This is a genomic window from Mesorhizobium sp. M0898, assembly GCF_040319695.1.
GTDB lineage: Bacteria > Pseudomonadota > Alphaproteobacteria > Rhizobiales > Rhizobiaceae > Mesorhizobium.
This window is the reverse complement of sequence record NZ_JAMYOE010000021.1, coordinates 36,705-63,613: the sequence shown is the minus strand read 5'-3', so window position 1 is coordinate 63,613 and position 26,909 is coordinate 36,705. Positions and strand designations below refer to the sequence as shown.

31 protein-coding genes are annotated in these 26,909 nt (G+C 59.4%); 12 read left to right on the top strand and 19 right to left on the bottom strand.

Annotated elements, in window-relative coordinates; translation table 11 throughout:
• The first annotated feature begins 95 nt into the window (after positions 1-95).
• Together ctaD and NKH90_RS20915 are read left to right on the top strand one after the other, a co-directional pair.
• Complete coding sequence (ctaD, locus tag NKH90_RS20920; protein WP_352820680.1) at positions 96-1,691, top strand: cytochrome c oxidase subunit I; 1,596 nt, start codon at positions 96-98, stop codon at positions 1,689-1,691.
• Positions 1,692-1,740: 49 nt separating this feature from the next.
• The gene (locus NKH90_RS20915) at positions 1,741-2,361 is read left to right on the top strand and encodes a Tim44/TimA family putative adaptor protein (RefSeq protein ID WP_352774901.1); all 621 of its coding nucleotides are present in this window, start codon (positions 1,741-1,743) and stop codon (positions 2,359-2,361) included.
• A gap of 182 nt (positions 2,362-2,543) precedes the next feature.
• Here NKH90_RS20915 and NKH90_RS20910 read toward each other — a convergent pair whose 3' ends face one another.
• The 9 genes from NKH90_RS20910 to NKH90_RS20870 all read right to left on the bottom strand — a co-directional run bounded on the left by NKH90_RS20910 (position 2,544) and on the right by NKH90_RS20870 (position 9,791).
• Positions 2,544-2,672, bottom strand: coding sequence for a hypothetical protein (locus NKH90_RS20910; protein ID WP_352566357.1), 129 nt, complete (start codon positions 2,670-2,672; stop codon positions 2,544-2,546).
• A 433-nt stretch (positions 2,673-3,105) separates the two neighbouring features.
• Positions 3,106-3,402 carry a hypothetical protein gene (locus NKH90_RS20905; RefSeq protein WP_352616161.1) on the bottom strand — a complete coding sequence of 99 codons (297 nt, stop codon included), beginning with the start codon at positions 3,400-3,402 and terminating at the stop codon, positions 3,106-3,108.
• Between the two features lie 79 nt (positions 3,403-3,481).
• A complete protein-coding gene (locus tag NKH90_RS20900) occupies positions 3,482-5,017 on the bottom strand; it encodes an FAD-dependent oxidoreductase (RefSeq protein WP_352820679.1) in 1,536 nt (511 codons plus the stop codon).
• Between the two features lie 254 nt (positions 5,018-5,271).
• Positions 5,272-5,928, bottom strand: a complete 657-nt coding sequence (fsa, locus tag NKH90_RS20895; protein WP_352820678.1) for a fructose-6-phosphate aldolase — start codon at positions 5,926-5,928, stop codon at positions 5,272-5,274.
• Between the two features lie 148 nt (positions 5,929-6,076).
• Positions 6,077-6,448 carry a DUF488 domain-containing protein gene (locus NKH90_RS20890; protein ID WP_352820676.1) on the bottom strand — a complete coding sequence of 124 codons (372 nt, stop codon included), beginning with the start codon at positions 6,446-6,448 and terminating at the stop codon, positions 6,077-6,079.
• On the bottom strand, positions 6,445-6,666 hold the full coding sequence (locus NKH90_RS20885) for a hypothetical protein (RefSeq protein ID WP_352616156.1): 222 nt from the start codon (positions 6,664-6,666) through the stop codon (positions 6,445-6,447). Before NKH90_RS20885 ends, NKH90_RS20890 begins: the two co-directional genes overlap by 4 nt.
• A 36-nt stretch (positions 6,667-6,702) precedes the next feature.
• Entirely contained in the window at positions 6,703-7,110 is a 408-nt protein-coding gene (locus NKH90_RS20880; protein ID WP_352616154.1) for a c-type cytochrome, read from the bottom strand.
• A 123-nt stretch (positions 7,111-7,233) separates the two neighbouring features.
• Positions 7,234-9,003, bottom strand: a complete 1,770-nt coding sequence (locus NKH90_RS20875) for a GMC family oxidoreductase (RefSeq protein WP_352820674.1) — start codon at positions 9,001-9,003, stop codon at positions 7,234-7,236.
• Positions 9,004-9,029: 26 nt separating this feature from the next.
• Positions 9,030-9,791 carry a gluconate 2-dehydrogenase subunit 3 family protein gene (locus tag NKH90_RS20870; protein ID WP_352820673.1) on the bottom strand — a complete coding sequence of 254 codons (762 nt, stop codon included), beginning with the start codon at positions 9,789-9,791 and terminating at the stop codon, positions 9,030-9,032.
• A 187-nt stretch (positions 9,792-9,978) separates the two neighbouring features.
• On the opposite strand from NKH90_RS20870, the gene NKH90_RS20865 reads away from it, so the two are divergent.
• Positions 9,979-10,830 carry a LysR family transcriptional regulator gene (locus NKH90_RS20865; RefSeq protein ID WP_352820671.1) on the top strand — a complete coding sequence of 284 codons (852 nt, stop codon included), beginning with the start codon at positions 9,979-9,981 and terminating at the stop codon, positions 10,828-10,830.
• A 17-nt stretch (positions 10,831-10,847) separates the two neighbouring features.
• On the opposite strand, the gene NKH90_RS20860 is transcribed toward NKH90_RS20865, so the two are convergent.
• The 3 genes from NKH90_RS20860 to NKH90_RS20850 form a co-directional block, all read right to left on the bottom strand.
• Positions 10,848-11,678 (bottom strand): ATP-binding protein, encoded by an 831-nt coding sequence (locus NKH90_RS20860; RefSeq protein WP_352820670.1) that lies wholly within the window; start codon positions 11,676-11,678, stop codon positions 10,848-10,850.
• A 103-nt stretch (positions 11,679-11,781) separates the two neighbouring features.
• Positions 11,782-12,306: a plastocyanin/azurin family copper-binding protein gene (locus NKH90_RS20855; protein ID WP_352774917.1), complete on the bottom strand. Its 525-nt coding sequence runs from the start codon at positions 12,304-12,306 to the stop codon at positions 11,782-11,784.
• Positions 12,303-12,716, bottom strand: a complete 414-nt coding sequence (locus NKH90_RS20850; protein WP_352774919.1) for a DUF5602 domain-containing protein — start codon at positions 12,714-12,716, stop codon at positions 12,303-12,305. The genes NKH90_RS20855 and NKH90_RS20850 overlap by 4 nt, the downstream gene beginning before the upstream one ends.
• Positions 12,717-13,127: 411 nt before the next feature.
• Here NKH90_RS20850 and NKH90_RS20845 point away from each other — a divergent pair, with 411 nt between their 5' ends.
• The 4 genes from NKH90_RS20845 (at position 13,128) to NKH90_RS20830 (ending at position 15,079) form a co-directional block, all read left to right on the top strand.
• Positions 13,128-13,673 carry a PTS sugar transporter subunit IIA gene (locus NKH90_RS20845; RefSeq protein WP_352774921.1) on the top strand — a complete coding sequence of 182 codons (546 nt, stop codon included), beginning with the start codon at positions 13,128-13,130 and terminating at the stop codon, positions 13,671-13,673.
• Positions 13,674-13,804: 131 nt separating this feature from the next.
• Positions 13,805-14,269, top strand: coding sequence for a group III truncated hemoglobin (locus tag NKH90_RS20840; protein ID WP_352774923.1), 465 nt, complete (start codon positions 13,805-13,807; stop codon positions 14,267-14,269).
• A 58-nt stretch (positions 14,270-14,327) separates the two neighbouring features.
• The gene (locus tag NKH90_RS20835; protein WP_352774925.1) at positions 14,328-14,786 is read left to right on the top strand and encodes an RrF2 family transcriptional regulator; all 459 of its coding nucleotides are present in this window, start codon (positions 14,328-14,330) and stop codon (positions 14,784-14,786) included.
• 149 nt (positions 14,787-14,935) lie between these two features.
• Positions 14,936-15,079, top strand: coding sequence for a hypothetical protein (locus NKH90_RS20830; RefSeq protein WP_352616137.1), 144 nt, complete (start codon positions 14,936-14,938; stop codon positions 15,077-15,079).
• 425 nt (positions 15,080-15,504) lie between these two features.
• Here NKH90_RS20830 and NKH90_RS20825 read toward each other — a convergent pair whose 3' ends face one another.
• The 3 genes from NKH90_RS20825 to NKH90_RS20815 form a co-directional block, all read right to left on the bottom strand.
• Positions 15,505-16,188: a response regulator gene (locus NKH90_RS20825; protein WP_023679211.1), complete on the bottom strand. Its 684-nt coding sequence runs from the start codon at positions 16,186-16,188 to the stop codon at positions 15,505-15,507.
• Positions 16,189-16,922: 734 nt separating this feature from the next.
• Entirely contained in the window at positions 16,923-17,492 is a 570-nt protein-coding gene (gene gfa, locus NKH90_RS20820) for an S-(hydroxymethyl)glutathione synthase (RefSeq protein ID WP_352451333.1), read from the bottom strand.
• 71 nt (positions 17,493-17,563) lie between these two features.
• A complete protein-coding gene (locus NKH90_RS20815; protein ID WP_352541895.1) occupies positions 17,564-18,691 on the bottom strand; it encodes an S-(hydroxymethyl)glutathione dehydrogenase/class III alcohol dehydrogenase in 1,128 nt (375 codons plus the stop codon).
• 317 nt (positions 18,692-19,008) lie between these two features.
• On the opposite strand from NKH90_RS20815, the gene NKH90_RS20810 reads away from it, so the two are divergent.
• From NKH90_RS20810 to NKH90_RS20790, 5 genes are all read left to right on the top strand, one after another.
• Positions 19,009-20,184: an ABC transporter substrate-binding protein gene (locus NKH90_RS20810; protein ID WP_502898864.1), complete on the top strand. Its 1,176-nt coding sequence runs from the start codon at positions 19,009-19,011 to the stop codon at positions 20,182-20,184.
• Between the two features lie 21 nt (positions 20,185-20,205).
• Complete coding sequence (locus tag NKH90_RS20805; RefSeq protein ID WP_352820666.1) at positions 20,206-21,171, top strand: YVTN family beta-propeller repeat protein; 966 nt, start codon at positions 20,206-20,208, stop codon at positions 21,169-21,171.
• Between the two features lie 98 nt (positions 21,172-21,269).
• Positions 21,270-22,058: a lanthanide ABC transporter ATP-binding protein PedB/LutE gene (locus tag NKH90_RS20800; RefSeq protein WP_352775117.1), complete on the top strand. Its 789-nt coding sequence runs from the start codon at positions 21,270-21,272 to the stop codon at positions 22,056-22,058.
• 11 nt (positions 22,059-22,069) lie between these two features.
• Positions 22,070-22,930, top strand: a complete 861-nt coding sequence (locus NKH90_RS20795; RefSeq protein ID WP_352820718.1) for a lanthanide ABC transporter permease protein PedC — start codon at positions 22,070-22,072, stop codon at positions 22,928-22,930.
• Positions 22,930-23,559 carry a hypothetical protein gene (locus NKH90_RS20790; RefSeq protein ID WP_352820665.1) on the top strand — a complete coding sequence of 210 codons (630 nt, stop codon included), beginning with the start codon at positions 22,930-22,932 and terminating at the stop codon, positions 23,557-23,559. Before NKH90_RS20795 ends, NKH90_RS20790 begins: the two co-directional genes overlap by 1 nt.
• Before the next feature lie 27 nt (positions 23,560-23,586).
• Here NKH90_RS20790 and NKH90_RS20785 read toward each other — a convergent pair whose 3' ends face one another.
• The 4 genes from NKH90_RS20785 to NKH90_RS20770 all read right to left on the bottom strand — a co-directional run bounded on the left by NKH90_RS20785 (position 23,587) and on the right by NKH90_RS20770 (position 26,868).
• A complete protein-coding gene (locus tag NKH90_RS20785) occupies positions 23,587-23,787 on the bottom strand; it encodes a hypothetical protein (RefSeq protein WP_352474601.1) in 201 nt (66 codons plus the stop codon).
• Positions 23,788-24,055: 268 nt separating this feature from the next.
• Positions 24,056-24,871, bottom strand: coding sequence for an oxidoreductase (locus NKH90_RS20780; RefSeq protein WP_352820663.1), 816 nt, complete (start codon positions 24,869-24,871; stop codon positions 24,056-24,058).
• A gap of 66 nt (positions 24,872-24,937) precedes the next feature.
• Positions 24,938-26,242, bottom strand: coding sequence for a beta-ketoacyl-ACP synthase II (gene fabF, locus NKH90_RS20775; protein ID WP_352820661.1), 1,305 nt, complete (start codon positions 26,240-26,242; stop codon positions 24,938-24,940).
• A gap of 47 nt (positions 26,243-26,289) precedes the next feature.
• Positions 26,290-26,868, bottom strand: coding sequence for a TetR/AcrR family transcriptional regulator (locus tag NKH90_RS20770; protein WP_352820660.1), 579 nt, complete (start codon positions 26,866-26,868; stop codon positions 26,290-26,292).
• Positions 26,869-26,909: the final 41 nt, after the last annotated feature.

The following is a 26,909-nucleotide window of genomic DNA, read 5'->3' as shown; positions in this document are numbered from 1 at the left end:
CAGGCAAGGCCTGATCCCCTTGTGACGGCCGATTGCAGATGCCGTCCATCGTTGAGTCGTCTTGCCTGCCAACAGTGAAGAGCAGGAAGCACATCATGTCTAATCCAGCCACGGCGTTGGACGATCACAAGCCCCGGTTTGTCGTCAGGTGGCTGTTCTCCACCAACCACAAGGATATCGGGACCCTTTACCTGCTGTTCTCGATCATGGCCGGGGTTTTCGGCACAGCGCTTTCCGTGTTGATCCGCATGGAGTTGCAGGAGCCGGGCCTGCAGATATTTGGCGATCCGGGGGTCTACAACGTCGTCGTCAGTGCCCACGGGCTGGTCATGATCTTTTTCGTCCTCATGCCGGCACTGATTGGTGGCTTCGGCAACTGGATGGTGCCGATCATGATTGGCGCCCCCGATATGGCCTTTCCGCGCTTGAACAACATCTCATTCTGGCTGCTGGTGATGTCATTCATCCTCTTCATCACCTCAATGTTCGTTCCAGGAGCGCCCGGCACGCTTGGCCATGGCGGCGGCTGGACGCTCTACCCGCCCTTGTCGACTGATGGCCAGCCAGGCCCCGCGGTCGACCTCGTCATTCTTTCGATCCACCTTTCGGGTGCCTCCTCAATCCTTGGCGCTATCAACTTCATCACCACCATCTTCAATATGCGCGCGCCTGGCATGACGATGCACAAGATGCCTTTGTTCGCCTGGTCGATGCTTGTTACTGCCTTCATGCTTCTAATGTCGCTGCCGGTGCTCGCCGGCGCCATCACCATGCTTTTGACCGATCGCAATTTCGGGACGACCTTCTTCGCGCCCTCCGGCGGCGGTGATCCGATCCTCTACCAGCATCTGTTCTGGTTCTTCGGCCATCCCGAAGTCTACATCATGATCGTTCCCGGCTTCGGCATCATCAGCCGTGTCATCTCGACCTTCGCCAGAAAGCCGATCTTCGGCTATCTCGGCATGGCCTACGCGATGGTGGCGATCGCCGCGATCGGCTTCGTCGTGTGGGCGCATCATATGTATACGACTGGCCTGTCCGTGGACACCCAGCGTTACTTCGCCTTCGCCTCGATGGTCATCGCCGTTCCAACCGGCGTAAAGGTGTTTTCGTGGCTGGCGACCATGTGGGGAGGATCGATAGAGTTCAAGACACCGATGCTGTGGGCTCTCGGTTTCGTGCTGCTGTTCACCATCGGGGGCGTCACCGGCATCATGGTTGCAAACCCTGGTATCGACCGCGTGTATCACGATACCTATTTTGTGGTCGCCCACTTTCATTATGTGCTGTCTTTGGGCGCGGTCTTCGCCATCTTCGCCGGCTTCTATTACTGGTTCCCGAAGATGACCGGCTATATGTACAACGAAACGATGGGCAAGCTGCATTTCTGGGTGATGTTCATTGGCGTCAACCTGGTCTTTTTCCCGCAGCATTTTCTCGGCATGGCCGGCATGCCGCGACGCTATGCCGACTACCCCGACGCTTTCGCCGGCTGGAATTTCGTCTCGTCGATCGGCTCCTACATTTCAACGGCCGGCCTTATCGTCTTCTTCATCACGGTAGCGGAAGCCTTCAGCCGCAAACGCCAGGCTGGCGCCAATCCATGGGGCGAAGGGGCGACCACCCTCGAATGGCTGCTGCCGTCGCCGCCACCCTTCCACCAATGGGAAAAGCTGCCGCGCATTCTCTAACACTCGCCTCCAGTTCCAAATCGGCGTCTGTTATTGTCGGGAGAACGTCATGAACGAGACCACAGATCCAAACAACCAGATCCTGCTCGTAACAATCGTCGCGTTCTATTGGGCACTACTGGGATGTTGGGACCAACTGCTGCCGCGCTCGGGCGAAGACAAGACCAGGCGGGGCGACGCCGTCACTGAGCAAGGAAGCGACGTTGCCGATTATAGTTCATCGGCGGGCCAGCCCGTCGATGTGATCCGGGACATCGATCCCAATTTTGACCTGGCGGCGTTTCTGGCCGGCGCCAGAACGGCTTATAAAGTTATCCTGCAGGCCTACGCGCATGGCGACATCCAAACGTTGAAACGCCTTGTCGGGCCGGAAGTGCTTCAGACCTTCGAACGAACGATTGCCGGGCGCCGGGATCGGGAAGAGACGCTGCAGCTGACCCTCATCGGCATGAGTGAAGCAAAAGTCATCGACGCTCTTGGGGAGAATGGGACCGTAGAGATCGCCGTTCGCTTCGTTTCCGAGGTGGTCAGTGTCACCTGTTCAGCCAACGACTCGGTCGCCGCTGGCGATCCCACGCTGATTGTTGAGGTGACCGATACGTGGACGTTCGCACGCGAAACCCAGTCAACGAAGCGCGACTGGATGTTGATCGCCACCGAGGGCGACTAACGCAATCAATTCGAGATGACACGGTTCAGTCGGCCATTTTCAAGCAGCGAGCGGGTAGCGCTGCCGGAAATCTGCTAGAATGCAAAAGTCGATTCTAAATATACCAGCACCGAGCACAGCCTAAGGCATTGCAAACGCGCCTCTTCTCGCGCAATCCGCAAGGCTAGCTGCTTCGTGGGCCACTACATCTCAATCAGGACGTAGGCGACACCAAAGACAATGCTCATCAGAACACCAAACCATGCCCACCCCTTCAATGCGGCGCGTACGTCCTCAGGCTCAGCGCCTTTCTGGTTGTCGTAGTCGTCCATAATCAGATCCAGGTTTGTAGATGGGTACTTCGTACAAAATCAATAAAGGGTGGCAAAACCCCAATCCTGCTCGCAAAGCGTTCGCGCGGGGGTCGTGCTCTTATCTTTCGTCGAGAACGGCAACGGCCGTTTACATCGCATCTTGTAATTTGACGCGGACATTGCAAAACCACACTTGCAGACGCACAAGCTAGACAAGCTCGAGAATTTCTCGCACAAGGTCCGTCTGGTCTGTTGACTATGCTGGAACATCTATCCAGCCTGAGACGTCCTCGCCCGTGCCTAGATCGCATCGAGTTATAGCAGACGTGCCGTGGCGAAAAGCGGCTTCCCAACGCGGCAAGCCGAAGGCCTGCTCTGCAAATACTCAAAAAGTCATGACGATCATTGTAGCAGGAGTTCGCCGGCCGGTGTGGTCGCAAAGGTTCCTTCCCTACTCGAACATGATCCGAGCGGCGCCTCTTTTGGCAAGCAACATTCTCCGAGCTTCCTGGATCCGCTCAGCCTGTTGTTTGGTATATGGACCCATCGGCCGGGTCTTTTCATCGCCGCGACGAACACGGCAATACCAGCGGCCGCTGTCCGAGAAGATTTCAACCAGGGTCGGTGGATCGTTAGCCGCCTGCTTGGCGACCTGGTCGACGAATTTCACGATCTTTGAATAACGCTGGACGGGCGCAAACGTGTCCAAGCCACTGGTGATACCTAGTTCCTGCTGCACTGTGGACATAGTCGAACTCCTTTCAGTCACAACCAACATTCCGCTTCGCCATTCTGAACCTGAATGCGCGTTTGTTCGGAAGCCGAAGCTAGCTTGCCATTTGGCGCTCCATTTCCACCTCGGCCTCCAGACTTTCAACGTCGCGGAAGATCGAGGCGACAGCCAGAGTGCGCCCTTCTCGTTTGAAGCGGAGCAAGCAATCTTTGGCGGCAATGTCACCGTCCACCGCGATCTCGTCCCATTGCCCGGCATGGCCGACATAGTTGATGGGAACATCGTAGTGCTGGCTCCAAAAGAACGGCACCGCGACGAATTTCTCGCGATGGCCGAGCATGTTGAGCGCCGCTGTCTGCCCCTGCCTCTCTGCAACCACCCAATGCTCGACCCGAATGTTCTCGCCACTGTGAGGATCTGGCCACCTCGCAATGTCGCCGGCGGCGAATATCCCTGGTGCGCTCGTCTCCAGAAGCGCGTTCACAACGACACCGCGATCGAGGCTAAGCCCCGCCTTTTCGGCGAGCCCGATCCGCGGTCGCACGCCGATGCCGGCCACGACGAAGTCGGCTGTCAATGTCTTGCCGCTGTTGAGTTTCACCGTCCTGCCGTCAATGCTGCCCGCGGTGTCCTCGAGATGGAAAACAATGCCGTTCTCCTCATGGAGGGCGCGGATGAAGTCGCCCATTTGCGGACCCAGGACCCGGTCCATGGGTCGCTTATCTGGCGCCACGACATGAACGTCGATGCCGCGCGAGCGCAAGGCCGCTGCAACTTCCAGGCCAATGAAACTGGCGCCAAGCACGACGGCGCCTCGCGCAGTCGTGGCTCGCTCGATGATCGCCTTGGAATCTGCGAACGAGCGCAGCGTGTGTACGTGTGGCTGGTCGGCGCCGGGTATGGTCAGGCGCATCGGTTCGACCCCGGTTGCAAGGAGTAGCCTGTCGTAAGGAATCCTGCCTTCATCCGCGAGGACAACCTCGCGGGAATGCAGGTCGAGGCGAACGGCCTTCGTATCGAGACGGAGGTCGATGTTGTTTTTTGAATAGAACTTCCCCCCGCGGAGCGGAATCCAATCTTCCGGTGCCTTTCCGGCGAGGTAGTCCTTGGAGAGGTTCGGCCGGTCGACGGGGGGTGCTTGGTCATCGCTGATCATGACGATTCTGCCCTGGTACTGCTCGCGCCGCAGTGTTTCGGCCGCAGTAAAACCAGCCGCGCCGCCACCGACAATGACGATTTTCTCGGGGGCCTGGCCAGCGCTTCCGTCGCGCGGCTTCGGTGCCGTCCGTTTGAGTTTCTCGCCGACAAATATCCGGCCATCTCGCTGTTGCACCGACCAGCACGCGAGTGGATTGAAGGCAGGCCCTCGCAAGGCCTCGCCCGTACGCAAATCGAAGCACGCGTGATGCCAAGGACAGCGGACGGTATCCTCCACCACAAGACCATCGACAAGCGGCCCGCCGTAATGCGTGCAAGTCGCCCCGACCGCGAAGACCTCGGTCCCGCGGCGTACCAGTAGCACCTGCTCATCGCGGCAATAGCCGACTAGCTTGCCGCCATCTAGAAGGTCCGAGAACGCGATGCCCTGGATCAGATCCGGCCCGATCAATTTACTATAGGTTTCAGCCATTTTCTTGTCCTTGGCGATTTTATACAAAATCGCCCCTAGGGGAGCGGTGCTAGGCTCATCAGCCTGTGAGCGCACATAGCCAGCGCGTCTTCGAATTCTCCATTTCGCTTCCGGGTAACGTCCGACCAGAGCGGAACCGGCTCTTCACGCGCAATTTCCTGCCATTTTGGGCGTCATGCAAACGAATTTAATCGGCAATTGAGTGCAACTTTTGTGATAGCTGCCTGCGACCTCCCCGCCCCTCCCCCGGGTGATTACAGGATCGTTTGCCCCGTCTTCCCCCAGTCGGCTAGAAAGGACTCGAGTCCCTTGTCAGTGAGTGGGTGTTTGGCAAGGTTTCTGAGTGTTGTGGGCGGTACGGTTGCGATATCGGCGCCCGCCATTGCCGCCAGTTTGACATGCAGAGGCGTGCGAATAGAGGACGCCAGGATTTCCGTCGTGAAGGATTTGTCGTTGGCGTATATCGTGCGGATTTCTCGGATCAATTCCATACCGTCCAGACCGAGATCGTCGAGCCTGCCGACGAACGGCGAAATGAAGGTCGCGCCTGCCTTGGCTGCGAGCAGTGCCTGGTTGGCTGAAAAGCACAGTGTGACATTGACCTTGTGCCCGAGCTGACTGAGTGCCCGGCAAGCCCTGAATCCATCCCAGGTCGACGGCACCTTGACGGCTACATTGGCGGCAATGCCGGCCAAACGCTCTCCCTCGGCGATCATGCCGTCGAAGTCGGTCGCGGTGACCTCCGCTGAAACCGGGCCCTCGATCGTCTGGCAAATTTCCTTGATCACATCCCTGATCGGTCGGCCAGTTTTTGAGATAAGGGACGGGTTTGTGGTCACCCCGTCGAGAATGCCAGCGGCAGCAAGCTCGCGGATTTCAGAGATATCGGCGGTATCGACAAAGAATTTCATTGTTTTTTCTCCTCAATTCAACGCGCCAATCGATGATTGGATGAATTTTCTCTGGTTTGGTTCCGGAGAGACGAGTTTATTGTCGCTGTCGTGATCGCACGCCCTATGTCTTTGAACGCAGTGCTAGTGCAGGAGCGACGTGACCTCTCTATCGACGTCTCAGCAAAATCTCTCTAAGGGCAACGGCGTCGTTGTGGGCCTCGTCATGAGCCGAGTAGACGAGTGTGACGGCGCCTTGCCGTATCAGGTCGCCTAGTCGGTCGAGCTCATCGCGATGCTCATGGATTTCCGCCGCATATCGCCGGCGGAATTCCTCCCAGCGTGCTGGATCGTGTCCGAACCATTGCCGAAGCTCGGTGCTTGGCGCGAGTTCTTTCATCCAATAATCGATGGAGGCCTCGGTCTTCTTGACCCCTCGCGGCCAAAGGCGGTCCACCAACACGCGCGTGCCATCGACGGCGGCAGGGCTCTCATATGCCCTTTTCAATTTTACTCTCTCGTGAAAGATTTTTTCGCTCATCGACGTCCTGTCCTGTCCGTCTCCGTATCGTCAACAGCGTCGAGAAGCCCGGAGAATTCGCTTCTGAGGATTGCCTCGTCGGCTGCATCCGACACGAACACGAAGATGTCGCCGCGATATCGCTCGATCCAGTGATGGCCGGCGCCATGGCTGCGCAGGTAGTCGCCGATCTGATGAACCGTGGAATACCCCAGGCCCTGGTGCAGAAGGAACTTCATACAGGTTGTGCTTTGCAGCCCGTGACTGGTCGCGCCTCAGGGGCCGACCTTCTGACCCTGAGCGTTGAACTGTTTCAGGTAGGCGATGACGTCGGCGATCTCCTGGTCCTTGCTGAGACCGGCGAACGCCATCTTTGTGCCGGGAACCAGTTTGCGCGGCGCGCGCAGATAGGTCGTCAGCGTCGGTTCGTCCCACGTCAGACCCGAATTCTTGTTCGCCGCGGAATAACTGTAATCGGGATATGCACCGGCCGCTCGGCCCACAACACCATTTAGGACCGGACCTATGCCGTTCTTTGCGTCAGGGCCGACCTTGTGGCAGGCCATGCACCGTTTGAAGACGATGGCACCGGCTTCGGCATTGCTGGACAATGCGTCCTGCGCATGGACCGAACCAACTGCGGTGAGAATCGCGGTCGCCAATCCAAGCAAGGTCGATTTCATGTTTTCTGCTTTCAATGAGCGGCGGCTTGGTTATGGCCAAGTCCGCACCTGGCATTATCGGGATTCGGAACACACTCAGCCTGCCGGATCCAAACCGCGGATCCGGATCCGGCAGGCCTTGCCTCAGGAGGGAACCAGTGGGCCGGGAGTCTTCAGATATTGGTTCTTGATCGCATCCACCGCCCAGTAGGCAAGAGCACCTACCGGTCCGGTCGGGTTCTTCCCGGCGTTCTGCGGAAACACGCAAGCGCCGGTGACGAATACGTTCGGAACATCCCAGACCTGAAGATATTTGTTGAGAACGCTAGTGTTCGGATCGGCTCCGAAGACTGCACCACCTGTGTTGTGGGTGCTTTGATAAGGCACGATCGAATAAGGCACGGGGGGTATGCTCCGATCGACCTTGGTCGCACCCATCTCCCTGGCGATCTTCACGCAGATGTCGGCCTGACCGTTCATCTGCTTTACCTCATTGTCGTGGAAGTCGAACGTCATTCTCATCAGTGGACGTCCAAAGACGTCGGCGTAGGTCGGATCGAGGCTTAGATAGTTCTGGCGGTAGGCCATCACGGCGCCCTGATTGCCAACGCTGGCCGCGTGGTCATAATTGTCGACCACTGCCTTTTTCCAGTCGGAGCCCCAACGCTGCGTGCCGCGCGGCGTGGGATGTGACTGGATCGGCCTGGCGCCCGAGTTGCTGCAACTGATGCCGCCGCCGCCGATATAGCCGGCCTTCACGAAATCGTAATTGTCGCCGTTGAAATCGTCCATGCAGGTGCCGAGCGCACCTGCTCCCATGAAGCGATTCAGAATGGTGTCCTTGTCGAAGAAGGCGGTAGCTCCGCCACCGCACTGATAGGCATAGTTGCGCCCGACCACACCGTTTCCCGTTGTCGGGTCATAGGGCACGCCGATCCCCGAATGCAGCAACAGGTTAACGTTGCCGAGCGCGTAGGCCGACAGGATAATGAGGTCGGCAGGCTGTTCGAACTCCCGCCCGCGTGCGTCGAGATAGGTGACGCTGACCGCCTTGTTGCGGGTCGAGTCGAGATTGACCTTCAGCACGATGGAGTTGGTGCGCAGCTCGAAATTCGGGTTCTTCAGCGCCAGCGGAATCACGGTGAAATGCGGGCTCGCCTTGGCATTCGCCTCGCAGCCGAAACGTTCGCAGAAGCCACAATAGTGACATTGGCCGAAGGCTACGCCATCAGGATTGACGTAATCGCGCGACGCATTAGACGAAGGGTTGGGGAACGGATGGTACCCGAGATTGCGGGCCGCCTTCTCGAACATCACCATGCTCTGTGCGGCAATCATCGGCGGATTGGGGTACTCGTCCTTGCGCGATCCCTCGAAGATATTGCCGCCGTCGATCTTCCGACCGTTAATATTGCCGGCCTTGCCGGAGGTGCCGCAGGTCTTCTCGAACTTGTCGTAATAGGGCTCGAGATCGTCATAGGTGATTGGCCAGTCCTGCAGGTGCATGTCCGAAGGGATGATCTTCTCACCGTATTTTTCGATCGTCCGGGTGCGCGCCTGATGATCCCATTCGAGCCAGCGCCAGGTGACGCCGTTCCAGTGCACGCCGGCGCCGCCGACGCCCTGGCCGGGCAGGAATGAGCCGAGTTGGCGCATTGGCAGCGCCCTCTGCGATTCGCTGTTGCGGAAGGTAATGGTTTCCCGCCGCACGTTCTGCATGAGGTCGTGGCGGGCGGCGTAGCGCAGCTCGTCATGGATCTGCGGGTCGATAAAGTCCGGATTGGTGTCGCGCGGGCCTCCCCGCTCAAGGGCGACGATCTTCAGCTTGGTCGATGCAAGCTCCTTGGCGATAATGCCGCCTGTCCAGCCAAGACCGACAATCAGGACATCGACCGCGTTGAGTTTGGTGGCCATGCTACATCTCCTTCTTCTTCAGTCAACTAAACGAGATCCTGGATGCCCTTCGGTTCAGCCGTATAGGCCTTGTTCCGAAACGGTTCGATCTTGTCCATGTACATGGCGTCGGCGCCTGGGAACCCGATCATCTTCCAGGCTGCCCTGTCCTTGTTTCCGCCATACATCGGGTCGGCGAAATAACCCTCGATCGTGAGCTGCAGCAGAAGCCCGAAGAAGGTCGCCGTTGGCACGGTTGGAAGCTCGACCTTCTTGACGTCGAGTTCGGACATGACCGCGGCGCGATCTTTTGCCGACAGGCCGTCGAAGGTGCTCTTGTGGTTTTTTTGCACATAGGCACTGACGTCGGCGATGCCGGCCCGGATCAATTCCGATGGTGTCATCGGCAATTGATAGCCTTGTTCTGGAGTGCCCTCGCCGAACGGCCCTTCCAGATAAAGCCGGTCGCCCTTGCCGTATCCGCCGGCCATTTGCCGATCGATGTAGATCGCAACGCCGAGTTCCTTGGCGCCTGGACCGGTTGAATCGCTGGGAATGAGCGTATCGACCGCCGCCTCAACGAAGGCGGATTCGTCGACATTGAAGAATTCATAGCCGGAGCCACGGACATCAGATTTCAGGCCGTCGCTTTCGTGACGGTGCGGCTTGCCGGTCGGCGCGGCCATCATTTCGTCCGCCGATGCGGATCCTGCCAGCGGCAACGTACTCGCTGCCGCTCCTGCGGCACCGAACAGCTTCAAGAAATCGCGACGCCCCACATCGCCTTGGCTCTTGTCTCTCGTCGACATGATCTCTCCTGTGACGCTGCAGGTAAAAGGATCTGTGAGGATGGAGAGAGCTTGCGCCCGCTCCAACCGGCGCTGCGCAGCATCCAGCGCTAGGCTTGGTGGAATTCTTCGAGCGTAGTGCTCACACTAACTATGTGGCAAGCGAAATTGATTGACATTTAAGCGCAATTTTTATGCTATGTCCGTCATGGACATCGAGCTCGCCCGCACCTTTATCGAGATCGTATCGACCGGAAGTTTCATTCGGGCCTCGGAGCGCCTGAATGTTGCGCAGACGACGGTAAGCGCACGAATCCGCAACCTCGAGCAGCAACTGGGCCGGGCCCTTTTTGTCCGCCACAAAGGCGGAGCTTCGCTGACCTCGGCCGGCGAGCAATTTCTGCGCCACGCCCCGATGTTCGTCCAACTGTGGCAACGCACCCTTCACCAGGTTGCCGTGCCGCCGGGACGCCGGGCTGTTCTGACGGTCGGCAGCGAAGTCAGCCTTGCGCAACCTCTGCTGCTTGATTGGGTCCGATGGATGCGTGGCTCGCTTGAGGATATTGCGCTTCGAGTACACGTGGATGTGCCGCAGGATTTGATCAATCAGGTCGCGTCGGGAATGGTCGACTTAGCTATCATGTACGCGCCCCCGCACAGACCGGGTTTGAAGATCGATCTGCTTCTGGAGGAAAAGCTCGTCCTTGTGACTACCAATTCCGAAGCGCGCCTGCTGGACGAATCCGATTATGTTTATATGGATTGGGGGCCGGATTTTGGACTTCAGCACGGGATGAATTTCCCGAGTGCCGCGCCGGATCTTTCTTTCGATCTCGGTCCGCTCGCTCTGAACTATGTTCTTGCGACTGGCGGCTGCGGATATTTCAGGATGAGTTCAGTGCAGCCTCACATTGCGGCTGGCCGGCTGCATCTTGTGCCTGAGATGCCGCAGTTCTCCTATCCGGTCTATGCGGTGCAATCGGCAAGTGCGGACGAGAGTGTAGTTGGTCCAGCGCTGACGGGATTGCATTCGGTCGCAAGCGGCGACATCAAATTCTGAGAGTTCCAGTGGAGCGTCTAAATATCCGACTGGACTGACGGGAACAGAAGGTCGACCGTTGTTCCAATCCCTCGTTCACTGCTTATCCGGATCCGACCACCAACCATCTGGGTCAGTGCCTGCACTTGCGGCATCCCTATCCCGGTACCCTTCTCACCCTTTGTCGTGAAGAATGGATCGAACACCTTCCGCAACACTTCATGAGCCATTCCGCAACCGTGGTCTTTGACGCGAACGCATGCGTAGATTCCAGGTCCGGGCGGGTCAGGTTTCGCGGTCGTCTGCACCAAACGCTCGGTGATGACGCGGATCTCCCCGCCACTTGGCATCGCATCTCGTGCGTTCATGACGAGATTAAGCACCGCGCTGTCGAAAAGTGCCGGATCGATCAAACAGTCTGGGACACCGGAACCAAGCTCCAGCTTGACGCGGACATCGGCTCCCGCGCCATACCTCAGGAAAGGCTCGAAAGACGTGAGGAACTCATTCAAATTGCCAGCGTGGATATCGACGTCCTGATGCTTTGCGAAGGCCAATAGCAGTGACGTTAGCTCGATCCCTCGATCGATTCCTTCCCGCGCAGCCGCAATGTAGGCACGAACCCTTTCGGGCTCGTCGGCTCTTCGTTCAGCGAGCCCGAGCCCAGATTCTATTACTGCCAGGAGGTTTCTAAAGTCATGGGCAATACCGCCCGTCATCTCGCCCAAGGCGGCAAGCCGGTGCGTTGCACGCTCGCGTTGCTCGGCAGCAGTTCGGGCATCGAGAGGTGCGTCCGGCACTTGGGTCCGCGCGTCGCGTCCGGCCTGAGATGATGGTCGAGTTCCACACGCAAACACGCAGTCTGTCATGAAAGTCCGCCTCACTCACGACACCCAAGAAACTCGCGCTCCCACTGGTATCGTCGTATTAGGTTCCACTTGTTGCGAGGGCCGTGCCTTTCATGCGCATGATCTAAGCGCGCCGGACGACCCGTTTCGTCATGATGTCTTCGACAGTCGGGAATGCCTTGAGGGCCTCCTCCGGTAGGTCGCCGTTTGCTCCAACCATTTCAGTCCAGCCATGTGCCTCGGGTTCGCTGACGATAATGCGGCCGACCATTCCGGCATGCTCATGGGGGATACAGTAATAGTCGTAGACCCCCTGCTCGGTTAAGGTAACCGAAAAGCTCTCGTTGGGCAGGAGATAGTCAGAATCCCAAGATTTTGCCGCCTTGGGCATCCGAAGCGGCCGCTCGAAGTTTGTGGGATTGTACGCCGTCGTCGTATGCGAATTGCCGGGATTGAGATTGGTCCAGCGGATCGTCTGTCCTGGTTTCATCAGAATGCCTATCGGGTCGAACCAAACGTGCGAACCGTCGTCGCGCCCTTGCATCCGGATTTCGATCGCCTCGCCGGCCCATACTGTGACAGAAGAGAGCGAGAGGGCGGCGGCAAGGCCCCCGCCCGCGCTTAGGATCTTACGGCGCGTGAGTGTCATTTGGCGACCCGTGCCTCGTCAGCGGCCGAGACATGCCACAGCACGACGTGGACATGCGGCTCCTCTACCCCCGGATGGCCGGCATTATAGTAGACATCGACATGGTCGACATTGCCGCCGGGAGAAGCGAGGTCGTCAAAACGCTTGTCCGGATTAAGGTCCTTAATCGGCAGCATATAAATCGTGCTGACAAGCTTGCCATCGTGGTCATAGGCAAGGAATGGTCCAGCAGGCAATGTCGTCGGATCAACGAAAAGTTGGCCGATGCCCGGCAGGAAGTCCGGCAGCTTCACAAGCTTGCTGACCTGTTCGTACGGAGCGGCTGGCGGAGCTTTGGTGACCTCATCCGCCGCCATGGCGCAAAGCGAACTGCCCACTGTCAGGGCAACTGCGAGGACGAGTTTTTTCATCACGGTATCTCCTTGTTGAACTAAGAAACGCGATGGCCGAAGATCTTGACTCAAAGAATCCGATTTTCACTTGCTGGCGCGGCCTGTTCGCGTCCAGCCAGCAAGCAGGAGACTGTTCTGATCGTCAAACGAAATTAACTGGCATTTCAGTGCATTATTTCTGCTCGTCCAAGCGTGCCCTGTTTCCTTGATTTCGAAAAATCTTTCACTACCTCTGAAGTGCTATGAATATTTTCCGCCTCGATTTCCTGCAGCCAAGACTGCTCAAAACGGGTCATTAGCCCGGACGCGAGAAAGCCTTGGCTTCGCGTCCGGGACAGCCAGCATCTTCACACCTCATCTGCCTTGCTTAACCAGTGCGGCTGAACGCTGATTTGCGATCGCGTTTGGATCGACTTGGAGTTGACCCTGATGATCTCCCCCGTCTTGTCAGAGGAAGACATTTCGCTTGACCTTGCGACAAAGGGAAAGCAATCAGCCTTATCAAAAATCGCGATCAGGATTGCGCGAAGCGCCGGGCTTGATGAGCAGGTGGTTCTCCGTGGTCTCTTCGACCGCGAGGATTTCGGCTCGACGGGCATAGGTCGTGGCGTCGCAATCCCCCACGCTCTACTGGGTATGATCTCTTCACCTGTCGCGTCTTTGACACGCTTGGCCCAGCCGATCGATTTCGACGGCCCTGACGACGACCCCGTCGATCTCATTTACGCTGTACTCTGGCCGCGCTCTGCCACTTCCGCCTTCCTCCCTGCCCTTTCGCAAACATGCCGGGTGCTTCGGACATCTCAAGTTCGGGAGCGACTCCGACAGGCACGGTCATCGGATGAGGCGTTGGCGATTCTCGAAACTGAGCCGCTTCCGACGCATACTTGCCGCGTCGGGCCTGGCGTCGTGATACCTAAGCAGTTCAGCAATGCCTTAGAATCCAGTGGCGCGGCACGGACCACGGTCAACTAAGAGGGTCGTCGCCAGCGGATTGGGCCAGGCGCAATAACATAGATTGACAATCTATCTTTTATGTCGCATCCATCGAGGAGCGAACCCAAGGCTTGAGCCCGCTCGCATTGGAGAAAAACAGGAGCGTCCAGATGAGTGAGAAAGGTCTGAGTAGAAGAACTATCGTCGTCGACGGCGTCCTGTTGCCCGACGTGCTCGACGAGACAATGATCCGCGGCGTGATCCACGGTTTTTATGACGAAATTCGTCGTGATGACATTCTCGGCCCTATTTTCCACGACCGGATTGAGCCCGACAAGTGGCCGCAGCATCTGGCGAAGATGTGCGACTTCTGGTCTGCGACGCTACTTCGCACTTCGCGATATGAAGGCCGGCCACTACCGCCACACTTGGCCATAGCCGGTCTCGGCGAGGCGCATTTCCGTCGCTGGTTAAAGTTATTTCGGGCAACGGTACGCCGCATTTGCCCGCCCGAGGTGGCAGCGCTCTTTATGGAGCGCGCGTTGCGCATCGCTCACAGTTTCCGTCTCGCGGTCGCCTTCAGCCGTGGCGAGACTACGATTGGCCTCGAACCTATCGCAGAGAAAGACCTGTGATGCCGAATTGGTTTGTTAGTGGTTCCCATAACGGCACGCCAACCCAAGAGAGGCACCGTTGAGGCTGACCAACTTCTCGGACTATGCTTTGAGGATGCTGATGTACGCGGCCTCCGCCGGCGATCGCCTGATCACGATCGAGGAGACTGCCCGCACCTTTAAGGTGTCGAAGACCCACCTCAACAAAGTCGCCAATACCCTGACACGCGGCGGTTACCTGAAGGCGGTCCGCGGCCGTTCCGGCGGTCTTGTTCTGGGGATCCGGCCCGAGATGATCCGAATCGGCGATGTCATACGGCTGACCGAGCCGGATTTCGCGGTTGTGGAGTGCTTCGCCACGGGAAACCAATGTGTTCTCACCGGCTCCTGCAAGCTTTCACGCATGTTTGGCGAAGCGATCGCCTCCTTCCAGAGCACCCTTGACCGCTACACGCTGGCCGACGTCACGCTGATGCCTCAGGATTTCCTCAAGCCGTCACCACTGCAAGTTTCCGGCGTGGTGCAAAGCGGCGAGTAAGGTCGACATCTCTCTACGATCGGAGACAAAATATTGCGCCGCGAAGGATCAAGAGCCGCACCATCTTATCGCATAATCAATGTGAGGACGGCGCATGCGGCCGCCACAGACCGGACGTATGTTCGATTTTTCCCGCACGGAGACGAGCCATGGCTGAACCAAAGAAGAACCATGAGCAGATAACGAAGCAGTTTGAATCGGGTATCGACCCGGACAACAGTCTGTTGCCGATGCTGGTCGGCGGCCTTGTCCTTATCGTGATCGGCGCGATCGTAGTCATGATATTTGTCTAGTTCGCAATGAGGGCTGTGGCGCAATCGAGAAAGCAGCTCGTGACTTGGGCACCGCAAGCAATGCCGCGGCGCCCACGAGCTAACAGCTGGTATTGACTATTAAAGATTAGAGAGGTCTTCGCGACCTGCACTGGCAGTACCCAATTCGGAAACGCTCATCCGCTGGAATGTGCCCTGACCGAGATGAACCCAACTCTTGCCCACGGAGGTGCCAGATAGTGGTCCGCATACCCACTTTTTATTTCCTGCTGCGGGTTGGTCGGCGACACGAGCGTTTTCACCGCACCGAGCGGGAAGCCGATGACGAAGGAGAGAGGCGCGGGTTGCTTAGCTGGTGTCAGGAACGTGAGAGCCGTCGCTTAGTCTGATTGCGGTGACACGAGTGCGGTCGACTAGGGTGACAGTGCGCTTGTTAGCGAGCCCTCTCAAAACCCCGCCGGATCGCGAAACAGCTCGGCATTGTCGAGCTTCGAGACCTCGATCACCGCCTGGGTGCGGCTGTAGACGTTGAGCTTGCGCAGGATTTCGGAGACATGCGCCTTGACTGTGGTCTCGCCGACCTGCAGCTCATAGGCGATCTGCTTGTTGAGCAGGCCCTGGCGCAGCATCTGCAGCACTTTGAGCTGCTGCGGCGTCAGCGTAGCCAGGCGCTGCACCATCTCGGCGCGGTCGGTGCTGTCGGCGTCGCGCGGCCGGCCTTCATAAGTCTCGGGAACATAGATCGCGCCTTCCATCACCGAGCGAATGGCGGCCGCAAGGTCGCTCTTGCGCGCCGATTTCGGGATGAAGCCGGCCGCACCGTAGGACAGCGCCTCGGAAATGATCTTTGGTTCCTCATAGCCGGAGACGATGACCACCGGCAGGCGCGGATAACGCGTCCTGAGCTGCAGCAGCCCGTCAAACCCATGCACGTCGGGCATACTGAGATCGAGCAGCGCCAAGTCGAACGGCTTGGCATCCGTCAGAAGCTCGAGCGCCTCGGCAATCGAGCGCGCCTCCACCGTGTCGACCTCCGGATAGGCCATCTGCACGGCACTATGCAGCGCCTCGCGAAACAGCGGATGGTCGTCAATGATCAGGAACCTGGCGCGATCGGTCATCAGCTTCATTTCGGTTTGGTCTGGCCTAGAATAGTCCTGCAACCATGGCCAGCTTATTGGCAAATAGTACATTGCCATCTTGGCCGGCTAAAGCAGAATGTGCCTATGATTTCCGCGGCGCCACGCGGCAGATGTGGCCGTTCTGAAATGCAATACCTTGCCCGGTGGCCCAAATCGGCCGAATGTGCCGGCGACGGATCGATTGAAACAGAGACAGGTCGTGACCGACTTCCGGCTTCGCGTGACAGCCAGTGACCGCCGGCTTTCGCACTGTTGCCGGCCGCCACACGACGCTTCCCCGACGCCCGCCCTGTTCGCGGCCGCACCGATGGTATTGGCTGGTCTGGGGTCGCGCTGGTGTACGGGCTGGTTTCCTGGGCAAAACGCGGCAAGCTGATGGTGCTGCCGTTCAAGCCCGGCTAGGCGCTCGTATCGTTCTGGTAAGGAGCACCACCTTGTCGCCATCGCGCTTGGGCGCGACTTTGCCCGCGATATCCAAGCTAGTCCACGATCTGGGCCGCGCCAAGCCAGAACCACCTGATCGCAGTCGCTGATCTCGAAGAACTATACGACCCGGTTGGACCAATTTCAGCGTATTCCCGTTGGGCCCAACGCCCCCGAGGCTGACAGCACGTCGGCAATGACTTACGAAGCGTGTCCGTCTACGCGCTCGCCTGCGTTCGTTCCAACGCCTGGGACCGGGCGATTTCGTCCGGCCCCCAAAGATAGTGTCTGATCAGTCGTTAGGCCGGCAACGCGCCGGACCGCTTGGCCGTCCAGGTGGCGATATAGTCCATCAGTCCTGGATTGAGGCAATCATAAGGTTCGAGCCCGATCGACTTCAGCTGTGACCTTATGCCGTCCATGCGGCTCGGATCGACACCGGACTCGATGATCGACGAGACAAAGGCGGTGAAGCCCGGCGGCGACCAGCCGTCTTCCTGGAAGCGTTCGGGATGGATGAAGGACAGCCCCTTGAACGCGTGGTCGCGCTCGACCGGGCCGTGCATGTGGACGCCGCAGCCGGTGCAGGCATGGCGCAGGATCAGCGCGCCCGGATCGACGATCTTCAGCTTGTCGCCGTTTTCGGTCACCGTCACGTCGTTTGTACCGGCAACCGCCACGACCGAGAACAGCGCGCCTTCCGGCTTCCAGCATTTGGTGCAGCCGCAGGCATGGTTGTGGGCGATCTGGCCCTTGACCTTCACCTTGACCGGGTTGCTGGTGCAGGCGCAGACCAGCGTGCCGCCGGCAAAGTCGGCCTTTTCCCGTGGCAGTCCATTGTCGATTTTAGGATGCAGTTTTTCCGGCATTTTTGTCTCCTCCCTGGTTGAACATCTGCATTTTTCGGCCGCTGGCTGGTTTGCCGGCGGCTTTCTCCTCGTCAGTAAACCACCACGCTCCTGATCGACTTGCCTTCATGCATCAGGTCAAAGCCCTTGTTGATGTCCTCGAGCTTCAGCGTGTGGGTGATCATCGGATCGATCTCGATCTTGCCGGCCATGTACCAGTCGACGATCTTCGGCACGTCGGTGCGGCCGCGCGCGCCGCCAAAGGCGGTGCCCATCCAGGTGCGGCCGGTGACCAGCTGGAACGGCCGCGTCGAGATCTCCTGGCCGGCGCCGGCAACGCCGATGATGACCGACTTGCCCCAGCCGCGATGCGACGCTTCCAGCGCCTGCCGCATGACTTTGGTGTTGCCGGTGCAGTCGAACGTGTAGTCGGCGCCGCCGATCTGGTCGGCGCCGCGCTTGGTCATGTTGACGAGATGAGCCACGACATCGCCGTCGATCTCCTTCGGATTGACGAAATGCGTCATGCCGAATTTCTCGCCCCATTCCTTCTTGTCGTTGTTCAGGTCGACGCCGATGATCATGTCGGCGCCGGCAAGGCGCAGGCCCTGGATGACGTTGAGGCCGATGCCGCCGAGGCCGAACACGACCGCCGTCGCGCCTTGCTCGACCTTGGCCGTGTTGATCACAGCACCGATGCCGGTGGTGACGCCGCAGCCGATGTAGCAGATCTTGTCGAACGGGGCGTCGGCATTGACCTTGGCCACCGCGATCTCGGGCAGCACGGTGAAATTGGAGAAGGTCGAGCAGCCCATATAGTGGAACAGCTTGTCCTTGCCGATCGAGAAGCGCGAGGTGCCGTCGGGCATCAAGCCCTGTCCCTGCGTGGCGCGGATGGCGGTGCACAGATTGGTCTTGCGCGACAGGCAGGACGGGCACTGCCGGCATTCCGGCGTATAGAGCGGGATGACATGGTCGCCCTTCCTGACCGAGGTGACGCCCTTGCCGACGTCGACGACGATGCCGGCGCCCTCATGGCCGAGGATCGCCGGAAACAGGCCTTCCGGGTCGGCGCCCGACAGCGTGAACTCGTCGGTGTGGCAGATGCCGGTTGCCTTGATCTCGACCAGCACCTCGCCATCGCGGGGACCTTCGAGGTCGACCTCCATGATCTGCAGCGGCTTTCCGGCGGCAACGGCGACAGCGGCGCGCGTTTTCATCAGGCAATCCTCCCATGACGACCCATAGAGTTTCTCATTCCGCCATTGCTGCGGATGAGACCGCAATACGCTCATTCATCGCCGTATCCCCGCGAAAAGGAATAGGACTAAAGCAGACACGTAAGTCCACTTGCGGGGCTTTGATAAATCTTGTGGCGTCCGCTAAGCTCATTGTGGGCACCTTGAATTCGCGCTGGTCCGGGAACAATCGGACTTTAGTGCAAGAATGGGCAGTTTTATCGATGACGAGCGCGGTGCCAGGCACTCTCGCGGCCTTTTTGTGCTTTTTTTTCCAGACCGCCAACGTTACAGGCGTGATGGCCCAGGAAGTGACGGGCAAGCAACCGCTCGCTGCCGACAGGCCGGAAAGAAAGATAACCGAAATCAGAATAGGTTATTTGCGGGCCTACGCGCCGCAACTGGCGCTTTCCCTGCTGGACCTGCCGCCACGCGACGAAGGTGTCGCCGGCGCCAATGTGGCGATCGGCGACAACAACACGACAGGAAAGTTCCTCAGCCAGAAATTCAGCCTCGACATAGCCGAGGTCAAGCCGGACGCCGACGCGGTTCAGGCGTTCAACGATCTGATTGCCAAAGGTGACCGCTATGTTGTCGCTGACCTCTCGGCCAGGCAATTGCTGTCGATCGCCGACATCGCCCGCGACAAGGGCGTTCTGGTCTTCAACGTCGGTGCCACAGACGACAGCCTGCGCGAGGAAGACTGCCGCATAAACATCTTCCATGTGGCGCCGACACGAAGCATGCTGGCTGACGCGCTGGCGCAGTATCTCGTGGTAAAGAAATGGCCGAATTGGGTGCTGCTCTATGGTTCGCATGAGCGGGATCATCTCTATGCGGCCGCGTTGCGCCGCGCGGCAGCTCGCTTCGGCGGTCAGATCGTCGCCGAGAAGGAGTTCAAAGACAATGGCACGGCGCGCCGCACCGACACCGGCGCCACGCAGATACAGCAGCAGATTTCCGTGTTCACGCAGGATCTGCCGGAGCATGACGTGGTGCTTGTCGCCGATGAGAGCGAGGTGTTCGGAACCTATGTGCCCTACCGCACCTGGACACCGCGGCTGGTCGCTGGCACGGCCGGTCTTGTCGCATCGTCCTGGCATCCCGCGAGCGAGCAATGGGGTGGCATTCAAATGCAAAGCCGTTTCCTGAGGACGACCGGCCGGCGAATGCTGTCCAAGGATATGTCGGCCTGGACGGCGGTGCGGGCGGTGGGCGAAGCCAGCACGCGGACCAATGGCGACGATCCGAAGAAGATCAGCGACTACATCCGCTCGGACGATTTCTCGGTCGCCGCCTTCAAGGGACAGAAGCTGACCTTCCGCAAGTGGAACCATCAGCTTCGCCAGCCAATCCTGCTCGGCGACACCAAATCCGTGGTCTCGACATCGCCACAGGAGGGTTATCTCCACCAGATCTCCGAGCTCGATACGCTCGGCGTCGATCAGCCGGAAACGAAATGCGTCCTTAAGTAGAACCAATCGGGAGGAATTTTCGTGCAGAGACGAGCTTGCGCACTCGCCATTCTCGGCTTCATGGCCAATCCGGCGTGGGCTTACACCGTTTATATCTCCAACGAGAAAGACAATACGATAACGGTCGTCGACACGGCGACGATGCAAGTGGTGAAGACCGTCGAAGTCGGCCAGAGGCCGCGCGGTATCACCATCTCGCATGACGGCAAGTTCATCTATTTGTGCGCCAGCGATGACGATACGATCGAAATCATCGATACCGCGACGCTGCAGATCGTTGGCACGCTGCCATCAGGCCCCGATCCCGAACTGTTCGTGCTTTCGCCCGACGGCAAGACGCTCTACGTCGCCAACGAGGACGACAATCTCGTCACCGCGATCAACGTGGAGAGCAAGCAGGTCATGACCGAGATTCCCGTCGGGGTGGAGCCTGAGGGCATGGCCGTCAGTCCCGATGGCAAAACCATGGTCAACACCTCCGAAACCACCAGCATGGCGCATTTCATCGACACCGGCAGCCATGAGGTGACCGACAACGTCCTGGTCGACACGCGTCCGCGCTTTGCGCAATTCAAGCCCGACGGATCACAGATCTGGGTCAGTGCCGAAATCGGCGGCACCGTCAGCGTCATCGACAGTCTCAAACGCGAGGTGGTGAAGAAGATCCAGTTCGCGATTGCGGGACTGCGGCCCGAAACCATCCAGCCGGTCGGCATCGCAATCAGCGCGGACGGCAAGAAAGCCTATGTCGCGCTCGGCCCAGCGAACCACGTCGCCGTCATCAACACCGAAACCTACGAGGTGGAAAAATACATCCTGGTCGGCCAGCGCGTCTGGCATCTCGACTTCACCCCCGATCAGAAGACGCTGATCACCACCAACGGCAATTCCAACGACATCACCTTCATCGACACGGCGACGGACGAGCCGGTTCAATCGGTTACGGTGGGCCAGCAGCCTTGGGGCGTGGCCATATCGCCCCACTAGACCGCAGCAATGATCAGGGAGGCCGACGTGATGAATATTTGCCGCGGGGATGTTGCAAGTGCACTAGATGACCAGCGCGCCCCGAAGGAGCCAGCGGCATGCAGCATGTGAGGACAAGCGGAGCTGGAGAGGAGGTGGCAGCGCTCGATGTTGCCGGCGTCAGCCATTCCTATGGTCCGAAGCGAGCGCTCCAGGACGTCTCATTCTCGATCGCGCCGGGAACTTTCACCGTTCTGCTCGGCCTCAATGGGGCCGGCAAGACAACTTTGTTCTCACTGATCAGCCATCTTTACGGCACCCGCCGCGGATCGATCCGCATCTTCGGCCATGATGTCAGCCGCGCTTCGGGCGAAGCGCTCAGGCGTGTGGGCATCGTATTCCAGGCACGCACGCTCGACCTCGACCTCAGCGTCCACCAGAACCTCTCCTACCACGCCTCGCTGCATGGCATTGGCGGACACCAAGCCCGGCAGCGCATTGCCGCGCTGCTCGATACAGTCAACATGCAGGGCCGTCAGCATGACAAGGCACGCAGTCTTTCCGGCGGCCAAATGCGGCGCATCGAGATCGCGCGGGCGCTGCTCCACCGCCCTTCCCTGCTGCTGCTCGACGAGGCGACGGTCGGTCTCGACATCCAGTCGCGTGCGGGCATTCTGGCCACCATCCGCAAACTCGTCGAAACCGAGGGCATCGGTGTGCTGTGGGCGACGCATCTGATCGATGAGGTCGAAGACGGCGACCATGTCGTCGTGCTGCGGCAGGGCGACCTGGTTGCCAAAGGTAAGGTGGCCGATGTCGTTGCGACGAGCGGTGCCAGTTCGATCCGCGACGCCTTTTCCAGGCTCAACCGCATCGAGACAAGCGGCATCGCGGAGATGTCGCCATGAGCGCTCCCGCAATGCCCGCAAAAGTCGCCGCCCTCACGCCGGTGAAGTTCGAACAGTTTGGGCTCCGCCACTACCTCGTTTGCCTCAAAGGGATCGTCGTGCGGGAGTGCCTGCGCTTCCTGCATCAGCGCGAGCGCTTTATATCCTCGCTGGTTCGGCCGCTCGTCTGGCTGTTCATTTTTGCCGCCGGATTCCGGCAGGTGCTCGGCGTATCGATCATCCCGCCCTACAAGACCTACGTGCTCTACGAGGTCTACATCACGCCGGGCCTGTGCGGCATGATTCTGCTGTTTTCGGGCATGCAGTCTTCGCTGTCGATGGTCTATGATCGCGAAATGGGCAACATGCGCACCCTGCTGGTCAGCCCCTTCCCGCGTTGGTTTTTACTGATCTCGAAGATGCTCGCCGGTGTCGCCGTGTCGATCGCGCAGGTTTACGCGTTCCTGATCGTTGCCTGGTTCTGGGGCGTGAAGGCGCCGCCTCTTGACTATCTCACCGTGCTGCCGGCGCTGTTCCTGTCAGGCATGATGCTGTGCGCGCTCGGCATGCTTCTGTCTTCGATGATCAAGCAGCTCGAAAACTTCGCTGGCATCATGAACTTCGTCATCTTTCCCGGCTATTTCGCTTCTCCGGCACTCTATCCCTTGTGGCGTATCCAGGAGGCTAGCCCCCTACTCTACAAAATCTGCCTCGCCAATCCATTTACTTACGCCGTCGAACTGATCCGCTTCGCCTTCTACGGCCAGGTTGACTGGCTGTCGCTGGGCGTCGTTGCCGGCTGCACGCTGCTGTTCCTTGCCGCCGCCATCATCGCCTACGACCCTTCGCGCGGCCTGATGACCCGCAAACAGGACACGGGAGGAAATGCCTGATGGCGCGAATGATCCATGTTCGGAGCCTGGCTGTGATTGCCATGCTCGCGCCGGGCGTCAACGCCATGGCGGCAAACACTGAACCGGACTGGCCCTGCATGCAGCGCAAGGTGCCGCAGCTCTCGCTCGGCCAGATCTGGAGCGGACCGGATCTTCCTTCAGCCGCGAAGGACTGGTCGAAGGACCCCACCATCTCCGCCCTGATCGAGGAAGTGGCAGCTCGCCGGATGCCGATTGCGGAAGCTCAAAAGAAGATCAGGGATTTCGCGGCCTCCTTGCCGGCCGAGCAACTTGCACCCAAAATGGCGATGATGGTGCAAGGCATGTTCGACCACCTGGACGCCGAGCGCTCGCAGGTGATCTCCGGCATTTCCCGCTACGCCCACAAGCAGCTCGAAATAGCCGCCGCGTTGCGCAAGGAAGCGTCCGAGGTCGATGCATTGCGGACAAAGCCCGATGCGGATCCCGAAGAGATCGATCGGCGAACCGAACAGCTGAAATTCGCAACGCGAATTTTCAATGAACGCGTCCAATCACTGACCTACGTCTGTGAAGTGCCGACGATAATCGAGCAGCGGCTTTATCAATTGTCCAAGGCCGTCTCGGAAACGCTCGCCGCGAAGAAATAGAACCTCATTCGATCCTCGCGGCGGATATCACGATCCACGGCCGGGCAGCACGCGCCAGCGCTGAACGAAATAACCGGGATGCGTCTCGATCCACTGGGCGACCAGCGATTGCGCCTGCATGAAGGCGGTCCCGGGATTCATCGCCAGGCCGTCCACCATCTGTTCGCGTTGTTCACAGGTCTGCGGCACAGCCGTCAGACAGACCATCATAACGAGCGTGTAAAGCATTACCCCTTGTCCCCATCGATCCCGAACCCCATGCCCGGGAGGTTTCCGTGATTCCGACCAGTCTGCAGGGGTCGCACATACAGATCGCTTACGGGTGTGAAAGGACGTCCCCCCGCTCTTTCGCGCCGCAACATAACATGGCGCTAATCTAACGCCAACGACCGCAGGGCGTTCTCCAGAGCAATCGCGTCAGGTTGCGCCGCGCCAATGTGGTGCCGACGTTTCCAGCGTCGATGATTCCGATCTTCACGGGTGTTCGTCGATGTCATCAAACCGGGAGCCCGAGTTGCTTTCGCAGGCTCTTGTCAAATGCGGATGCGGGGACGAAACGGCGCAGGAAACTGACCTGGCGCGCCATTTTTCCAGCCGCATAGCGCCCCTTCGGAGCGGGATCGGTCGCAGCCACCAAAACGGTCCTGGCCACCACTTCCGGCGCATCGCCTTTTTCCATCGCTTTCCGCACAGCTGCATTCATGCCGGCGCGCGCAGAGTCATAGATATCGAGCAACTGATCCGGCCTGGCGAGATTTTCTTCAAATGAGGTGCGGGTATAGGCGGGCTCCACCAGCACGACGCGAATTCCGAAAGGACGCAGTTCGTGGTCGAGCGATTCGGAGTAGCCCTCAACGGCATGCTTGGTCGACGAATAAAGCGCAAAATAGGGAGCTGGAATGAACCCCTGCACCGAGCTCAAATTGACGATTCTGCCCTTGCCTTGGCGGCGCATTGTCGGCAACACCGCTTTGGTTACCCGCATAACGCCAAAGACGTTCACGTCAAACAACGACTTGGCCTGGGCCATCGAGGACTCCTCCGCGCCACCAAGCAGGCCAATGCCGGCATTATTGACAAGCAGGTCGATGCGCCCGGTCTCGGCCAGCACGTCCTGGACAAGTTTCGCCACGGACGTGTCATCGGTCACGTCACAGGCCAGCATGGTAATGCCATCGGATCGGTCGACGACCGCGCGACGGCTGGTTCCGAACACGCGAAAGCCCGCGTTCTGCAGGGCTTTGGCCGTTGTGTGCCCGATACCGCTGGATGCCCCCGTCACCAGGGCGACGCCTAGATTGGTCTTGTTCATGGAGGTCACTTCTTTCTTCGTTTTGGATTGGCGTGGGAGAAGCACGACAGGTCGGAGCGAAAGGCGTCAATCATGAGCGCCTCCGGCACTCGCGCCGGCCAGATCATCCGTCCAGCGCCGGAACAGCGCGCTGGCATTAACGCCTCCGAAGCCGAAGCCATTGGAGATTGCATAGCCCATCGCCATCGGCCGGGCCCGGTTTGCGACGAAGTCGATCCCGTCGCCGGCCGGATCGGGAGCGCTCAGATTGAGGGTCGGCGGTGCCATCTGATCCCTGAGCGCCAGGATTGCGAAGATTGCTCCGAGCCCGCCGGCGGCTCCGAGCAGGTGTCCGGTCGCCGATTTCGTTGCACTGACAGCTATCGCGAAATCGCGCCCGAACACGCTCTTGATCGCTTCGATCTCACCCAGGTCGCCCACCGGCGTGGAGGTCGCATGGGCATTGAGATGACGAACCTCGCGTGGCGAAATCCCTGCTTGGGCGATTGCGATCTCCATGGCCCGGCGCGCACCGTCGCCGTCCTCTGGACCGGAGGTGACGTGATGAGCATCCGCCGTCGTGCCGTAGCCGACAAGCTCGGCCAGCGGTCTTGCGCCGCGCGCCAGCGCGTGGCTCAATTCCTCGATGACCAGCATGCCGGCTCCTTCGCCCATGACGAAGCCGTCCCGCGACTTGTCGAACGGTCGGGAGGCCTCATCAGGACGATGATTAAAGGACGTCGAAAGAGAGCGTGCCGCGGCAAACCCACCGAGGCTGACAAGATTCATGCATGCTTCCGTCCCGCCGCACACGGCAATATCGGCCTCGTCGGCGCGGATTAGGCGAGCCGCATCGCCGATCGCCTGAATGCCGGCCGCGCACGCCGTCACGGGTGCACCGAGCGGACCTTTGAAGCCATAGCGGATCGAGACGTGGCCTGCCGCGAGGTTCACCAGGAAGGACGGCACCGTAAAAGGTGATAGACGGCGGACGCCGCGGCGGTCGACCGTGCGCACCGCCTCGGTTATGGCCGGGAACCCGCCGACGCCCGAGGCGATGATCGTGGCCGTGCGCAAGCGATCCGCTTCCGAGACGGGGACCCATCTTGCTTGGGCGAGCGCCTCTTGTGCCGCGGCCAGCGCAAAGAGAATGAACCGGTCTACCTTGCGCTGGTCCTTCGGCGGAAGGATGGCTTCCGGATCGAAACCAGCGTCCGGATCTTCTTCTGTGGAGGGCACCACCCCGCCGACCTTCGCCGGCAGGTCGCACACCACATCATCCGCAAGCCTGCGGATGCCCGAGCGGCCGGCCAGGAGACGCGACCAGGACGCTTCGACATCGGCAGCAAGGGGCGTGACCGCTCCCATGCCTGTGACAACAATCCGTCGCATCTATTTTCCTATCAATTTGGGTGCGCCGCCAGCGCTGCGCACGCCGTTCAAGCGCTGGCTGCTTCGCGAACCTGTTCTGTCGCCGCATCCAGAAATGCCTGCGCGAGGTCGGGGTCGTTGACGACGCGCGAAAGGAGCACCGCACCGACCATTGTCGAGAGAATGGCCATGGCCTTGTCGCCGGGCCGCTCGCCGTCGGCCTCGCCAACCCAACTACCAAACATCTCAAGATATTCCCTGATCCCGGCTTCGAACGAAGCTCTCACGTCCACGCCCTGTCTGGCGGCATCCGAACCGAGCGCCACGATCGGGCAGCCGTCCATCCTTTCTTCGCGATGGTCCATGCTGAGGTAGAACGCGATCACCGCGCCAAGCGGATCGTCGGGTTTTGCCGTAGTCGCGGCCGACCATCGGTGGGTGGCGCTCTCCATCGCCCGTTTGGACGCCTGCGCCGCCAGGTCCTCCTTTGACGCGAACTGCTTGTAAAAAGCGCCTTGGGTCAGCCCGGCACCCTTCATCAGATCCTTAAGGCCGATGCCGTCAAAACCGCGCTCCCGAAAAAGGCGGCTTGCCACATTGATAACGGTTTCACGGTTTTCCGCAGCCTGAATGCGACTTACGCGCATCGGTAATCTCCCTTTTAGCGTGTGTTCGTAATCTATACCTT